At 62.7% G+C, this 13661-nt stretch carries 12 protein-coding genes and 1 pseudogene; 7 read left to right on the top strand and 6 right to left on the bottom strand.

Annotation, left to right across the window (positions count from 1 at the left end; all coding sequences use genetic code 11):
* Nucleotides 1-138 precede the first annotated feature (138 nt).
* Both ypfJ and mntR read right to left on the bottom strand, forming a co-directional pair.
* The gene (gene ypfJ / locus NKH42_RS15575) at nt 139-1059 is read right to left on the bottom strand and encodes a KPN_02809 family neutral zinc metallopeptidase (protein ID WP_352478094.1); all 921 of its coding nucleotides are present in this window, start codon (nt 1057-1059) and stop codon (nt 139-141) included.
* Between the two features lie 211 nt (nt 1060-1270).
* The gene (mntR, locus tag NKH42_RS15570; protein WP_254820344.1) at nt 1271-1726 is read right to left on the bottom strand and encodes a manganese-binding transcriptional regulator MntR; all 456 of its coding nucleotides are present in this window, start codon (nt 1724-1726) and stop codon (nt 1271-1273) included.
* Between the two features lie 235 nt (nt 1727-1961).
* Here mntR and NKH42_RS15565 point away from each other — a divergent pair, with 235 nt between their 5' ends.
* Both NKH42_RS15565 and NKH42_RS15560 read left to right on the top strand, forming a co-directional pair.
* Nucleotides 1962-3329, top strand: coding sequence for an Nramp family divalent metal transporter (locus NKH42_RS15565; protein ID WP_352704212.1), 1368 nt, complete (start codon nt 1962-1964; stop codon nt 3327-3329).
* Between the two features lie 150 nt (nt 3330-3479).
* Complete coding sequence (locus tag NKH42_RS15560; RefSeq protein ID WP_352751945.1) at nt 3480-4133, top strand: dihydrofolate reductase family protein; 654 nt, start codon at nt 3480-3482, stop codon at nt 4131-4133.
* A gap of 53 nt (nt 4134-4186) precedes the next feature.
* Here NKH42_RS15560 and NKH42_RS15555 read toward each other — a convergent pair whose 3' ends face one another.
* On the bottom strand, nt 4187-5056 hold the full coding sequence (locus NKH42_RS15555; protein ID WP_352751943.1) for a LysR family transcriptional regulator: 870 nt from the start codon (nt 5054-5056) through the stop codon (nt 4187-4189).
* Nucleotides 5057-5148: 92 nt separating this feature from the next.
* Between NKH42_RS15555 and NKH42_RS15550 the strand changes: the two genes are divergently transcribed.
* Nucleotides 5149-5748 (top strand): LysE family translocator, encoded by a 600-nt coding sequence (locus NKH42_RS15550; RefSeq protein WP_352751941.1) that lies wholly within the window; start codon nt 5149-5151, stop codon nt 5746-5748.
* An 18-nt stretch (nt 5749-5766) separates the two neighbouring features.
* On the opposite strand, the gene NKH42_RS15545 is transcribed toward NKH42_RS15550, so the two are convergent.
* Nucleotides 5767-6558, bottom strand: a complete 792-nt coding sequence (locus NKH42_RS15545) for an SDR family NAD(P)-dependent oxidoreductase (protein WP_254820341.1) — start codon at nt 6556-6558, stop codon at nt 5767-5769.
* A 196-nt stretch (nt 6559-6754) separates the two neighbouring features.
* Between NKH42_RS15545 and NKH42_RS15540 the strand changes: the two genes are divergently transcribed.
* A complete protein-coding gene (locus tag NKH42_RS15540; RefSeq protein WP_254820340.1) occupies nt 6755-7213 on the top strand; it encodes a MarR family winged helix-turn-helix transcriptional regulator in 459 nt (152 codons plus the stop codon).
* 37 nt (nt 7214-7250) lie between these two features.
* Here the strand turns inward: NKH42_RS15540 and NKH42_RS15535 are convergent, their stop codons facing one another.
* Entirely contained in the window at nt 7251-8429 is a 1179-nt protein-coding gene (locus tag NKH42_RS15535) for an MFS transporter (protein ID WP_254820339.1), read from the bottom strand.
* Nucleotides 8430-8622: 193 nt separating this feature from the next.
* Here NKH42_RS15535 and NKH42_RS15530 point away from each other — a divergent pair, with 193 nt between their 5' ends.
* Nucleotides 8623-8979: an ArsR/SmtB family transcription factor gene (locus NKH42_RS15530; protein ID WP_352751940.1), complete on the top strand. Its 357-nt coding sequence runs from the start codon at nt 8623-8625 to the stop codon at nt 8977-8979.
* Nucleotides 8980-9072: 93 nt separating this feature from the next.
* A pseudogene (locus NKH42_RS15525) lies at nt 9073-9818 on the top strand (metallophosphoesterase family protein).
* Nucleotides 9819-9945: 127 nt separating this feature from the next.
* Here the strand turns inward: NKH42_RS15525 and NKH42_RS15520 are convergent.
* Entirely contained in the window at nt 9946-12354 is a 2409-nt protein-coding gene (locus NKH42_RS15520) for a DNA/RNA non-specific endonuclease (protein ID WP_352753898.1), read from the bottom strand.
* Between the two features lie 281 nt (nt 12355-12635).
* Here NKH42_RS15520 and NKH42_RS15515 point away from each other — a divergent pair, with 281 nt between their 5' ends.
* Complete coding sequence (locus tag NKH42_RS15515; RefSeq protein WP_352751937.1) at nt 12636-13499, top strand: SH3 domain-containing protein; 864 nt, start codon at nt 12636-12638, stop codon at nt 13497-13499.
* The last annotated feature ends 162 nt before the right edge of the window (nt 13500-13661 follow it).

Raw genomic sequence — 13661 nt, 5'->3', positions numbered from 1 at the left:
GGCCGCCCGAGCGAACGGGGACACACCTTATAGGCGAGCACATCGCCGGGAACAATGAGGGAACGGGCAGAGTGTTTTCATCCTGACATCCCCTGACTGCGATGCAGTCTCTCAGATAATTACGAGAAAACTGTCGGCTCAGATCGGGTTGTTGAACGTGTCGCAGTCCGAAAGCTTGCCGTTCTGGAAACCTCGCGCCAGCCAGGTCTGCCGCTGCTGCGACGTGCCGTGGTTGAAGCTTTCCGGCACGACGTAGCCCTGCATCTTCTTCTGCAGCGTGTCGTCGCCGATCTGTTTGGCGGCGTTCAGTGCCTCCGCCATGTCGCCCTGTTCCAAGATGCCCTTCTGACCGGTGAAATGTGCCCAGATGCCGGCAAAGCAGTCGGCCTGCAACTCGACCTGCACCGACATGTGGTTGGCGTCGGCTTCGCTCATATTCTGCCGCATCTGGTTGAATTTGGGCAGGATGCCGACGAGGTTCTGCACGTGGTGGCCGACCTCATGCGCGATCACATAGGCCTGTGCGAAATCGCCGGAGGCACCGAACTGCTGATCGAGCTGCTGGAAGAAGGTGGTGTCGAGATAGACCTTGCGATCATTGGGACAGTAGAATGGTCCGGCCGCCGATGAGGCAGAACCGCAGGCAGAGCCGATCCGGCCGCTGAACAGGACCAGCTTTGGATCCTGATAGGTCAGGCCCTCGGACTGGAAAATACCGGTCCAGGTATCCTCGGTCTCGGCCAGCACGGTCGACACGAACTGCTTCATTTCGTCGGACGCGGGCGCACCGGTGCCGCCGCCCTGGCCGCCGCTATTGTCGGTGATCTGGCCGCCGCCACCGGGCTGCAAGCCGCTGTCATCGAGGATCTGGCTCGGGTCGAAGCCGAAATACCACCCTGCCAGGAAAATCAACCCTACGATAATGATGCCCGACATGCCGCCGCCGCCGGCGCGACCGCCGATCGGGATGCGAAACTGCCCCGGCCCACCGCCAAACCCGCCGCTCTGGCCGCGCTCGTCCTCGACATTGTCACTCTGACGACGGCCCTTCCAGAGCATGGCAACCCCCATGACGCAATTTCTTCCGGCCGATCGGGCCGTGTCCCGGTTCGATCGGACACGACCACAATTATCTCAACGGTTACGCCAAGTCACAGTATTTTTCGTGCGAACAAGCAATGCTTGCTGACGCTTGTTTGCTCTGGCCGAAACATCGCAAGGTCTGTGGCGTTCGCCCTGCTCGTGGGAAGCGAGTCGCGCCACGTGCTTTTCAGCGGGCGGCGATTATTGCCTTGCGAAAGGCTTCGAGCGTCTCGGCGCTGACATGATGCTCGATGCCTTCGGCGTCGATGCGCGCCGTCTCGGCACTGACGCCGAGCGAGCGCAGGAAGGCCTCGACCGTCTGGTGGCGAATGCGGCTCTCTTCCGCAACCTTGCGGCCGGCCTCGGTCAGGAACACGCCGCGATAAGGCTTCCGGGAGACCAGCCCGTCGGCGCACAGCCGCGTCAGCATTTTCGCCACCGTCGGCTGAGCGACGCCGAGCCGTGCCGCGATATCGACCTGGCGCGCCTCGTTGCCATCCTCGATCAGGTCGGCGATGAGCTCGACATAATCCTCGACCAGCGCGCTGCGGCGCGCTTCACGCGTCTGCCTGAAGCCTTCCGAGTGGATTTCTGCATCAGGCAGCGGCTTTTCGCGAGGAACCGGTCTTTTCTTCAGCGCCAATACGCGCTCCTCCCGGCAGTTTGAATCGACATTGCAGTCATAACACGGAACCCTATTTGTTCTGGCCGTTTATTTCCATTCGGTGACCGGCGCAACCGGCGGTCACTACGGTCCGGTCGCACGGCCAAGCGGCTACACGAAAAAGCTCCGACAATGAAATATAGCATATTGCATAATGTTCAGCCGTGGCATAGATAAAGAGAGAACATCGATCGTTCCAGTGGAAAGCCATTTCATGTCGGAAGCCGAAGCCACCTCAGCCCCCCGGTCCATGTGGCGATTTGCCCGCCCGGAGGACGACGAGCAGCCCAGCCTGCGCGAAGTCAACGCAACGATCGCGGTGCCGCACTCGGGGATCTGGCTTCGCCGGCTGTTCGCCTTCATGGGGCCGGGCTACATGGTTTCGGTCGGCTATATGGATCCGGGCAATTGGGCGACCGACCTCGCCGGCGGAGCCCAATTCGGCTACACGCTGCTTTTCATCATCATGTTGTCGAACCTGATGGCGATCCTGCTGCAGGCGCTCGCCGCCCGGCTCGGTATCGCCACCGGCCGTGACCTTGCGCAGGCGTGCCGCGCCTATTATCCGCGACCGGTCAATTTCATGCTCTGGGTCGCTTGCGAATTGGCCATCATCGCCTGCGACCTGGCCGAGGTCATTGGCACGGCAATCGCCTTGCAACTGCTGTTCGGCATTCCGCTGATCGGCGGCGCCATTATCACCGCGCTCGATGCCTTCCTGCTGCTGCTGCTGATGAACAAGGGCTTCCGTTTCCTCGAGGCCTTCATCATAGCACTTTTGATTGTCATCTTCGGCTGCTTCGCCATTCAGATCTTTGCCGCCGCGCCGCCGGTCGGCTCCATCCTGCACGCCATGTTCGTGCCGTCGTCCGAGATCGTCACCAATCCAGCGATGCTTTACATCGCCATCGGCATCATCGGCGCCACGGTGATGCCGCACAATCTCTATCTGCACTCCTCGATCGTGCAGACCCGCGCCTACGAGCGCACCGATCGCGGCAAGCGCGACGCCATCAAATGGGCGACGACCGACTCGACCATCGCGCTGATACTGGCGTTGTTCGTCAATGCTTCCATCCTGATCGTGTCGGCGGTGGCGTTCCACGGCACCGGTCATCATGACGTTGCCGAGATCGGCCAGGCCTTCGAGCTTCTGTCGCCGCTCCTCGGCCTCGGCATCGCTTCGATCCTGTTTGCCGTGGCCCTGCTTGCCTCCGGCCTGAACTCGACGGTCACCGCGACACTGGCCGGCCAGATCGTGATGGAAGGCTTCTTGCGGCTGCGCATCCCGCAATGGGCGCGCCGCCTGCTGACGCGCGGCATCGCCATTATCCCGGTGGTGGTCGTCACCGCCCTCTATGGCGAGAAGGGCACCGGCCAGTTGCTGGTCTTCAGCCAGGTGATCCTGTCGATGCAGCTTCCCTTCGCGGTCGTCCCGCTGGTGCAGTTCGTCTCGGACAAGCGCAAAATGGGCAATTTCGCCATTTCCCGCGCCGTTGCCGTGCTGGCCTGGGTGGTTGCCGCCCTCATCCTGGTGCTCAACTTCAAGCTGCTCTACGACACGGTCGTCGGTTTAGGCTGAGCGTCTGCTCCAAACTGACCCAACAACGTCGGCAATCATCCGTCCTTCCAGCCCTGGAATTTTGCCGGCCGCTGTCGGACAAATGTCCGTCTGCCCGTCCTTGGCTCGAAGTCCAGCCATGACGGCACGGATCAGGGAAAGGGAGCTCCAATGAGGAAGATCATCGCCGCAACATTCGTCAGCCTCGACGGCGTCATGCAGGCGCCCGGCGGCCCGCAAGAGGACCCTGTCGGCGGCTTCAAATTCGGCGGCTGGACGTTTCACTACTGGGACGATGTGATGGGCGCCGCGATGGGCGAGACGTTTTCAAAACCGTTCGCGCTGCTTCTCGGCCGCAAGACTTACGACATCTTCGCCGCCCATTGGCCTTACCAGAAGAATGACCCGATCGCCGACAGCTTCAACGCCGTCACGAAATATGTGGCTACGCACAGGCCGGATACGCTGTCCTGGCAAAACAGCCGGCCGCTCGGCAGCGATATCGTGGCGACGTTGCGCCGGATGAAGCAGGACGACGGCCCCGACCTGCTCATTCAGGGATCGAGCGAGCTGATCCAGACCTTGCTCGCCAATGACCTGATCGACGAGATCAGCCTGCTGATTTTCCCGCTGGTGCTGGGCAAGGGCAAAAAACTGTTCGGCAGCGGCGCGATACCTGCCGCCTTCAAGCTGACCCGTTCGCAGGCATCGACCACCGGCGTCCTCATGGCGAGCTATGAGCGCTCCGGCGAGATCAAGACCGGGTCCTTTGCTCCGGAACAGCCTTCCGAAGCCGAGATCGAGCGGCGCAAGAACTGGAAGTAGATGCCGCAGGGCAATCAAGGACGGCTGAACACTGGCCGTCCTTTTTGCTGTTTTTAAGCCGCCTCTCGTCGCCGCGCCAACCCGTCGCGGAGGTGGCCCGCGAATGCCAGTACGGCCGGCGCAACGCTGTGCTTCGGCAAATGCAGATTGATTGCAAAATTCGGCAATGACGGCAAATCCGGATCGTTGGCCAAAATATCGAGGTCCGCAGGTACGGTCGACGCCAACCAGGTGGTGACGGCCAAGTCCGAACGCACTGTCGCCGTCGTCGCGTCGATGCTGCCGTTTTCGAATACGGTGCGCCATGCCAGCCCGTGCTCGTTAAGCGCCTCCAGTACAACCGGACGGAACGCGCAGGTCTCGGCGACCATCGAAACCGGCAAGGGGCGTTTGCTGCGGGCGCCGCCGCCTTTGGCGCCGACCCAGACCAGCCGGTCGACAACAAGGCATTCGCCGGCCGACCGACCGACCGGCTCCTCGATCACTGCGAGCTCTATCGTGCCGGCCGCGAAGGCCGCAGCCAGCTCCGGCGACGAGGCGCAGACAAGCGAGATCTCGACCTGCGGATACGCCTCGGCATAGGCCTTGAGCACCGGTGCAAGCAAGGTGCCGACAAGGTCGTACGGCACGCCAAGCCGCACCTGACCGGCAACTGCATCGCCCGCCATCTCCGCCAGGATCTCGTCATTGAGCGAAAGCAGGCGCTTGCTCTTGCCGAACAGCCGCTCGCCGGAGCGGGTCAGCCGCAATCCGCTCCGATCGCGGTCGAACAGCCTACAGCCGAGAACCTCTTCCAAACGCTTGACCTGCTGGCTGACGGCACCTTGCGTCAAATGCAGCGCGTTGGCCGCCGCCGTCATGCTGGCCTTGTCGGCAACGGTGACAAAGGTTCGGATCAGGGCAGTGTCGAGGTTGCGGAGCATCTAGCCATTATATTTGCTAATGCATGTCATAGCAAACATTGAATTTACTGATGAGCCAAACAGCCTACCGTGCAGGCTTCAAAGGAAGCAGCATGTTTGAAACCGTCCTTCCGCTCGTCCTGTTCGCGCTGGTCTCTACCTCAACGCCCGGCATGGCCACGACGTTGTCGACGGCGTCCGGCGCGCAGTTCGGCTTCCGCCGCTCTATCCCGCTGATGGCCGGAAGTGCGGCCGGCCTGGCCACAGTGGCTGCGGCAGGTGCTGCCGGGCTCGCTGGTCTGCTGGCCGCCGCTCCTTCGCTGCAACTGGCAATGAAAATGGCCGGTACCCTCTATCTGGTATGGCTTGCCCTCAAGATCGGCCGCAGCGGTCCGCCCAGTCTCGACGTGGCCATGGCAAAGCCGAACAGCTTTTTGGGCGGCGCCGGCCTGCAATGGATGAACCCAAAGGGCTGGGCCATGGGGCTGGGAGCGGCGGCATCTTTTGCCGCGCTCGCCAAAGGGCCGCTGCAGCTCGCCTTGCTGCTCGGCACGGTCTTCGGCCTTGCAGCGGCTCTATCCCTGGCGGCATGGTGCGTGGCGGGCACGCTGCTCGCCCGGTTGCTGCGAACCGAGCGGCAGTGGCGCATGCTCAACGCCGTGCTTGGCCTGCTGCTGGCCGCCTCGATCATTCCGATGTGGCGGACAGCGTAAGGTTAGTCTTTAGCTATGTCAGGCAGTGTAACGCGCCGCCGGCTTGCCGGCCAGAAGACTGCCGAAAAAGCCTTGCCGAACGCCAAGAAAGGCATCCACCCCGGCAACGTCGGCAAGACCCGGTGCCGTGAACGCTTCACCCTTTGCCAGGCCAACCAGCGCTGCATCGACCAGATCGTCGGCCGTCATCACGATCTCTTGCGGCACATTGGCAATATCGCTTCCCGCAACTTCCCAGAATTCTGTCCGCGTGGCCCCCGGCAAGACCACCTGCACGGCGACCTTCGTGCCCGCGACTTCCCGCTGCAAGGCCTCGGTGAAGTTGACGACGTAGGCTTTGGTGCCGCTGTAGATGCCGCCGAACGAGGTATCGAAGGCAAGCACCGAGGCGATGTTGACGATGGCGCCGCGGTTGCGCGACAGCAGCCCCGGCAGCACCGCGCGCGTCAGCCGAGTCAGCGCCACGACATTGACCTTGATCATGCGCTCGGCGACATCGGCTTCAGCCGTTGCCACCACCTGCGCGCCGCCAAGGCCGGCATTGTTGACCAGCAGCGTCACGCTGTCGTCGGTTGATATCGCCTGCTCGACCCGTCGCAGATCGCCGTCGTCGGCCAAGTCGGCGCCGATGACGCTGACCTTTATGCCATACGCATAGCGGAGCCTCTCGGCCAATTCCTCCAACCGATCGGCGCGCCGCGCCACCAGCACCAGATCATAACCTTGGCCGGCGAGCCGGTCGGCATAGATCGCACCGATGCCGGACGAGGCGCCGGTGACGACCGCAGTACCTTTGTCCTGATTGCTCATTGTCTTGTTCCTTCTGGTTCGATTCCAAATGCCGGTGCCGCAGGGCAACATCCCTGCTTCGACTGGCACACGAATTATTGGCATATGCCACTATTGGAACGTAGGCATATGCCACCATCTTGTCAATCCGGGGAAGAAGGACTATTTATGGTTTGCATCGAGGGGGCCCTTCCGGTCCCTCATCGGAAATCCGCCAATGTCCCAAACCACCCTGCCCGGCCTGGCGCTTTGCAACAACGCCATGCTGCGCCGCGCGACGCGGAAACTCGGCCAGTTCTATGACGATGTGCTGGCCCCATCGGGTCTGAAGGCCACGCAGCAGGGCCTGCTCTACCAGATCCACATCGGCAACGAACCGACGATGGGTGCCATTGCCGCGGCACTCGTCATGGACCTGTCGGCCCTCGGTCATACGCTGAAGCCGCTGATCAGGGATGGTTATATCGAGACCTTCTCCGACCCTGCCGACCGCCGCATCAGGCGCGTCAGGCTGACATCGCAGGGCCGGATCAAGCTCGAAGAAGCTCTGAAGCTGTGGCAAGTCGCTCAGCAGCGCTTCGAGGAGATGTTTGGAAAAGAGCAGGCCGCAAGCCTGCGAGCGGCGCTGGACGAAATCGCCGCGCTTGATTTCGACGTACCGCCGGCCGCGAGTTGAATTATCGGCGGCCGGCAGACAAGCTCCGCCAACAGCCCTATTCGGCCGGCATCGCCACCGGTCGCGCCGCCAGGTGGCCCGCCAGCACTACGCCCAGACCGATGATCGGGAATGCCGCCGCGACCACGCCGAGGTCGGCCGGTGCGCCATAGCGCAGCACCGCGGCGCCGACCACGGCACCCAGTGCGACGCCGAGATAGAGCGCCGAAGCGTTCAGCGACAGCACGATGGGCGCGGCATCGGGCGCCAGCTTGATGATGCGGCTCGCCTGCGCCGGCGGGAATGCCCAGCCGACGATGCCCCACGGCACCATCATGGCCATCAATGCCGGCCCGGCGATCTCGCGCGGCAGGAACATCGGGATCAGCGAAAACGTGACCAGCATGGCGGCACTCAGCGCCAACGACCAGCAGACGGTGCGTGTCGCGCCGAAACGGTCGGCGGCCTGACCGCCGCCGATATTGCCGATGACCGCGCCAACGCCGAAAGCGAGCAGCATTCCGGGAAGCGCGATCGGGTTCAGACCGCCACCTTCGATGGCGAGCGGCGCGACAAAGGCAAAGACGGTGAAGGCGCCGATCAGGGCCAGGATGGTCGTCACCAGGATAGGCATGACGCCGGGGCGAAGTGCCGCTGCCAGCCGCATGCGGAGCGGCAGCCTTGTGCCGACGATGCCGCGCGGCAGCCGGTACCACAGGATCGCGCCGGCGAGCGCACCAAGGCCGGCAATGGCAAAGAAGGTGCCGCGCCAGCCGGCAACCGTCGCAACGAGCGCGCCCAGCGGTGCTCCGACCGCTACCGCAACCGTAGTGCCGCCGACGACCACGGCAATGGCGCGGGCGCGGTGATGATCGTCGACAAGCGCAACGGCCGTTCCCTGTGCGGTCGCCGCAAACAGGCCTGACGACAGCGCCATGACGATGCGCGCGATCAACAGCAATTCGAAGGAGGAGCTTAGCGCCGCGGCGACGTTGCCCAACACGAAGAACACCAGCGTCCACAGGATGACGCGGCGACGGTCCCATTCGCCGGTCAGCGTTGCCAGGATCGGCGTGCCGATCGCATAGGCGAGCGCAAACGCGGTGATCAGCGTGCCGGCGAGCGGAACGGAGATGGCGGCATCCTTTGCAATATCGGGCAAAAGGCTGGAGATGACGAAACCTTCGGTCGAAATCGTGAACGATCCGAGCGCAAGCCAGATGAGGCGCTTATCCATGGCAATTTCCTTAGTTCAAAGGTTATTGAACAATTGGACATAACAGGGCATGATGTCAATAAAGCCGCTGCAAAATAGCCGAACCATCCTGACAGCCCGGTGTCAGGACGGGGCGACGGGACGAAACTATGTGTCCATTGGCCACGAGAGGAGATGCGTTGAAATCGGCTCCAAATGTGCTTAATTCCTGGGCATGACCTTGCCCCATCCCACCGCCGACCAGATCAGCCTGCCGAACGTGCTTGCTGTGCTCGGCGACCCGACGCGACTGGCCATCGTGCGCTATCTCGCCAGCAAAGAGGGCGTGCCGCTGAATTGCAGCCGGTTCCTCGACTTCGCCTCGAAAACCAATCTGAGTTACCATTTGGCCAAGCTGCGTGAGGCCGGCGTCACCCGCACCGAGGCGGTTGGCACCAGCCGATTGATCACGCTGCGCCGTGACGATCTCGACCGCCGCTTCCCGGGCCTGCTCGACAGCGTTATTGCCGCGGCCGGCGACGACGTATCGTTACCGGCGGTCGGCGGCCACGAGATCGAAGTCCGCGCCTGACCGGCGCAAAGCTGGGTTCCGCTCTCGCCCGCTTCGCCAGACGAGCAAAGTAACTTACCTGCCCTCCAGCCATTCCAATTAACGGAGCCTGCCATGCGCATTGCCGTCCTCGCCGACATCCACGGCAATGTCCTGGCGCTCGACGCCGTGCTCGACGATCTGCGGCAGCGCGGCGGCGCCGACCTCATCGTCAATCTCGGCGATTGCGTTTCCGGCCCGCTGTGGCCGCGCGAGACCATGGACCGGCTCGAGGCGCTCGACCTGCCGACGGTACGCGGCAATCACGACCGCCGCGTTGCCCGCGACACTGCCGACGAGACCTGTGGCCGTCCGACCGCTACGCGCAGGAACGGCTGACGGCAGCCCAGCGTGAGGCGCTGTTCGCGCTGCCCGTCACGCTTGAGGTGGCGCCCGGCGTGATCGCCTTCCATGCCCGGCCCGACCACGACGAAAAATACCTGACTGACGCGATCGTCGAGGGCCGGCTGGTGCGCGCGCCGCTGGCCGCAATCGAGCGGCGCCTCGGCGCGGTCGATCCCGCCTGCCGCATCATGCTTTGCGGCCACAGCCACCGCAGCGAGCTGATCCGCATTCCCGGCGGTCCGGTCATTTTCAATCCGGGCAGCATCGGCTGCCCGGCCTATGACGATTCGACCCCGCCGGCGCATGTCTCCGAGCAAGGCTCGCCGCACGCCCGCTATGGCATCGTCGACTTGCACCGCGATCGTTTCGAATCCATCGCCGTCGACTATGACCATGAGGCGGCGGCGCGTCAGGCCGAGCAGGCGGCACGGCCCGAATGGGCTCACGCGCTGCGCACCGGATTTATGTCCGGCTGAACGCGGAACGCGTTCATGCCGCCAGGCTAAGCTTGCTCATCCCAGGCTGAGCTTGCTCATGCCAGGCTGAGCTTGGTCATGCCGGGCTGAACGGATGACCGCCTTCGAGCGGCAGAAGCCGCAATCTTCAGTTGTCGGACGCGGATCGCTTCGATCGCCTGGCAGGACGTCGGGCGCTGGCCGCCGTAGTCTTGGGCGTCGAAGTCTTGGGCGATGAAGCCTTTGGCCGTGACGTACTGGGCGTTAGATGCCTTGGGTTGAAAGTCTGTGCTGGAGCCGATTCGGAACCGGCCCGAATGTCGGCGTCGCGCACCTGCTGGCCAAAGTTCAGACCGGTCAGTTGTTCGATCTCGGCCACCGTCGAAAGAAACTCCGATACCCTGGCAATTTCAAGCGGGTCGTCGAATGCCTCGGCACGCTCGCCGAACGCTTCGGGCATCACTTCCAAAACCGGCTTCTGGTCCGCCAGCAGCGCGATGGCGCGCAGGCCACCTTGATCGGACCACAGCGCGATCTTCCAGAACTTCAGCGGAACATGGCTGTCGAAGCGGTAGGGAGGATCGTCCTCGCGGAACACTGGCCCGGCAAACACTGTGACCCGGCCTCGCGTCGTATAAGCGTTGCGCAGCACATACGTTTCCACCGCGCGCCATCTCAGCTTCCCCTTGGAGCCGGGATGGTCAAGCGAGCTTCCCTGATTGAAGAAGCCGACTTGCGGCGCAGCATTGGTATAAAAGAACGTGTCGCGTTCTGCCGCGACCGCCTCCTGATCGACGCCCCATGCGGGGTCGCCGCGAAGCGTAATATGGCCCTTCTGGAACATTCGAGCTATTCGTTCCTTGGATTTTGCGACGGGAAATCCGGGCACATTCTGGCTCGAATAGAATTCCTGGGTCATCTGCTCGCCAAGGTCGATGCGGCGATCGGGCCGGAAAGCATCGCTGGCTTCCGAACCGGAAATCGACTCCACCCCCAATTCGACAAGCGACGGGTTGTCGATGACCGTCTTGTCCTCACGATTGACCGCCTTGGTACGGGACCCATCGATATTGCAGGCGGTGACGAAGGCAATCCTGCGATTTGCGTTCATCAAGATCGAAAAATGATGGTAGCGCAATTCGTGTGGTTCCTCGCCCGGTTTGGCAAGAAGGTTCTTGGCCAACCGGTAGGGTGAATTGGCAACCGTCGGCATTGGCAGGACAAAGCCCGGTATGAAGCCGGGCTCATACCCTCCACGATCGTCGAAGTCCTCTGTTTTCCAACCCGCGGCCTCGGCGATGGCCACGACCTTGGCGGGTTCGCTTGCTGGACCGTCGTTTCGTCTCGCATCGCCTCCGTCGCCGTCGATCAACGGCGCCCGGACATTTATCTCGACGGGAAAAGTCCACGTGACCGAGCCATCGGCATTATGTCTCATCGCCGGCGCGCCGCGATCCGGTTCAGGCCGCTGCACCGGCTTGTCCGGCACGTCTCCGCGACTGTCGGCGTTCAGCCGAACTTTCTCATCCATCATGCGCGGCGTGCCGGACCAAATCGCCAGAGCTTCCGAAACCGCCGATGCCGACGAGCCCGGCAGCCTGGACTTTCTAGCGCCCAGATCGTCAACGATGGCGCTGATCCGTATGCCTTCGTTGATCTCGCGCGCAAGCGCATAGCCAGCTATGCCCGTCACCTCGTGGGACGGGCCGGCCCAATGGTGTAGGGCAATGGGCTCCCATTCGTTGTTGAAGACCGGTGAACCGGACGAACCCTGTTCGGTATCGGCAACATAGTGCAGCACTTGAACCGTTTCGTCGCGGGCCACCAGCCGGTTTTCACGCAGCACCAGTTCCTTGAAGCGGCCATCGGGATGCTGGACGATGTTGGCAATTTCGCCGAGCATATGCTTGTCGCGCGCGTCCGACAGCGAGATAAAACCGAACTCCCCCAGTTCCTTTGGGCCGGAACGCCGCTCGCCGACCCCGATCAGCGTGTAATCCAGACCTTCTATGCTATCGGTCACGAAACAGGATTCAGGATCGAACAGGAACGTCGTCGGCGTGCGCACGGCATTTGCACCGTCCTGCTCATAATCGAACTGGACCTGGAAGCGCCGGGAATCCGCCGGCGACGAAATCACATGGTTGTTTGTGAGGAACAGCCTTGGCCCGACCAGAAAACCCGATCCTTGCGGATTGCCGTTGAGAAAGGCAACGCGCCCGACCGCGTCGGCAGCACGGCGCCCACGCTCCAGAAATGCGACCCCGATGAAATCGAGCGTTGGGCCGAGAACTGCCTCCGGTCCTGGCTGTTTGGCGGCGGCCTTTCTTTCCCCGGCAGATCTCATGTCGATTGCTGCCGATATCATCTCCGCTTCGGTGCGGCTGAGCGACGCCTTTACCTGCAACCTGTCGAGGCGCCTGGAGAGGGTCTGTTCGGCGGCCAGCGGATTGCCGTTGGCGATGTGACAAAGTGAAGCCTCAATTTCGGCGCGCGTTTTCTTGATACGCTGGCGAACTATGTTTTCCACTTGCGCGAATATTTCAAGGTCGACCATATTGCCCTCCTCAACCTTACTTGAGAGAGTGCATATTTACATGAAATGTGCAATATTTTGCCGGCTGTTAGTTTACGGAAGCGGCCTGGTCGCGATTCAACACGCGGCGCCTTTTCGGGCTTACACAGCGCCGCCTCGTCGCCTATAAAAACCGGCTGGCGTGCGGCGGCGCTTTCGTGCCTGGCCGCGCCTTCGGCAATTGAACTTACCGCCCATGGCAGATGATTAGGCGCACAGTAACACTCCCGACGACGCTGCTTGCGGTGGTGGCCGCTCCGCTGATGCTGGCGGAGCTGCCGGCCAACGGCCAGGAGCCGGAGCCCATCATCTCGATTGTGACGGGTCTCGCTCCCGATGACCTTCTGAACGTGCGCGCCACGGCGTCGGCCATGGGCAAGATCGAGGCGCGGTTGCCGAGTGGATCGAGCGTGAAAAATCTCGGCTGTGGCGAGGTCAGCGGCTACAAGTGGTGCAAGGTCGAAGACATTGACGACCCGAAGCTGAGCGGATGGGCACCCGCACGCTACCTCGACCCCATCAATCCCCGGCAAGTGACACCCCAGGCGGCGGCCAATGCGGAGAGCCCTGCCTCTCAACCGCTGCCCGATCTGACAACGCGCCTCGGCGCAACTGCTCCCGAAACGTCGCTGAACTCCGCTGACGCAATCGGCAGGGTGGCTATCGAGGACGCTTACCGCCTGGCCCTGGCCGCTGGCAATCCCTCGACTGGACAGGTTGATGGATCGGCGCCCGCGGCAGTGGATCCCGTCCAGAATTTCGGCGCGACCAATGCGGCGCCTCCGCCCGACGCACAGACCGTTGCACGGCTACAGCCGCCGGGGACACCATTCCCAGGTGCCGGCAACGTCATTCCTTGCGCGCGCTATCTCGGCCAGCCGATGACCAACTGCAAGGCAGGCGTCGCGCGCACCGGCGACAAAACCGACGTGACCGTGACCTGGCCCGACGGCGGCACGCGCATCATCAGCTTCTACGCCGGCAAGCCGGCCGGTTCGAATGGGCCGGGCGAATTCCGCTTCACGCGCGAAGGCAGCCTCAACATGATCCGCGTCGGCGTTGCCGAGCGCTTCGAGATTACGGATCAGTTCGCGCTGGGGGATAGTGGTAGGGGAATGAGGCAGTAGGGCAGTAGGGCAATATGTTTAAAGGCCGCTCGAACCTCTGCCCTACTGCCTCATTTTCGGGGTTACATCCGGCAAAACTCTTCCCTATAAGGCCCTCCTAGCCTGATACCAGAATCGCGAGCACAACCGGCCGGGTCTTCCCGTCCGGTTTTTCGTGCAAGC

The sequence above is a fragment of the Mesorhizobium sp. M1142 genome, assembly GCF_040318565.1.
Taxonomy (GTDB): Bacteria; Pseudomonadota; Alphaproteobacteria; order Rhizobiales; family Rhizobiaceae; genus Mesorhizobium.
Note: the sequence above shows the minus strand (reverse complement) of the source record. Positions and strands in the feature narration are given on the sequence as shown.

Excerpts from the sequence above, each read along its gene's own strand:
- NKH42_RS15550 (WP_352751941.1), top strand. The coding sequence starts at position 5,149 with ATGTTTGAAACCGTCCTTCCGCTCGTCCTGTTCGCGCTGGTCTCTACC.
- NKH42_RS15560 (WP_352751945.1), top strand. The coding sequence starts at position 3,480 with ATGAGGAAGATCATCGCCGCAACATTCGTCAGCCTCGACGGCGTCATG.
- NKH42_RS15565 (WP_352704212.1), top strand. The coding sequence starts at position 1,962 with ATGTCGGAAGCCGAAGCCACCTCAGCCCCCCGGTCCATGTGGCGATTT.
- NKH42_RS15540 (WP_254820340.1), top strand. The coding sequence starts at position 6,755 with ATGTCCCAAACCACCCTGCCCGGCCTGGCGCTTTGCAACAACGCCATG.
- NKH42_RS15530 (WP_352751940.1), top strand. The coding sequence starts at position 8,623 with ATGACCTTGCCCCATCCCACCGCCGACCAGATCAGCCTGCCGAACGTG.
- ypfJ (WP_352478094.1), bottom strand. The coding sequence starts at position 1,059 with ATGCTCTGGAAGGGCCGTCGTCAGAGTGACAATGTCGAGGACGAGCGC.
- NKH42_RS15545 (WP_254820341.1), bottom strand. The coding sequence starts at position 6,558 with ATGAGCAATCAGGACAAAGGTACTGCGGTCGTCACCGGCGCCTCGTCC.
- NKH42_RS15520 (WP_352753898.1), bottom strand. The coding sequence starts at position 12,354 with ATGGTCGACCTTGAAATATTCGCGCAAGTGGAAAACATAGTTCGCCAG.
- NKH42_RS15515 (WP_352751937.1), top strand. The coding sequence starts at position 12,636 with ATGCTGGCGGAGCTGCCGGCCAACGGCCAGGAGCCGGAGCCCATCATC.
- NKH42_RS15555 (WP_352751943.1), bottom strand. The coding sequence starts at position 5,056 with ATGCTCCGCAACCTCGACACTGCCCTGATCCGAACCTTTGTCACCGTT.
- NKH42_RS15535 (WP_254820339.1), bottom strand. The coding sequence starts at position 8,429 with ATGGATAAGCGCCTCATCTGGCTTGCGCTCGGATCGTTCACGATTTCG.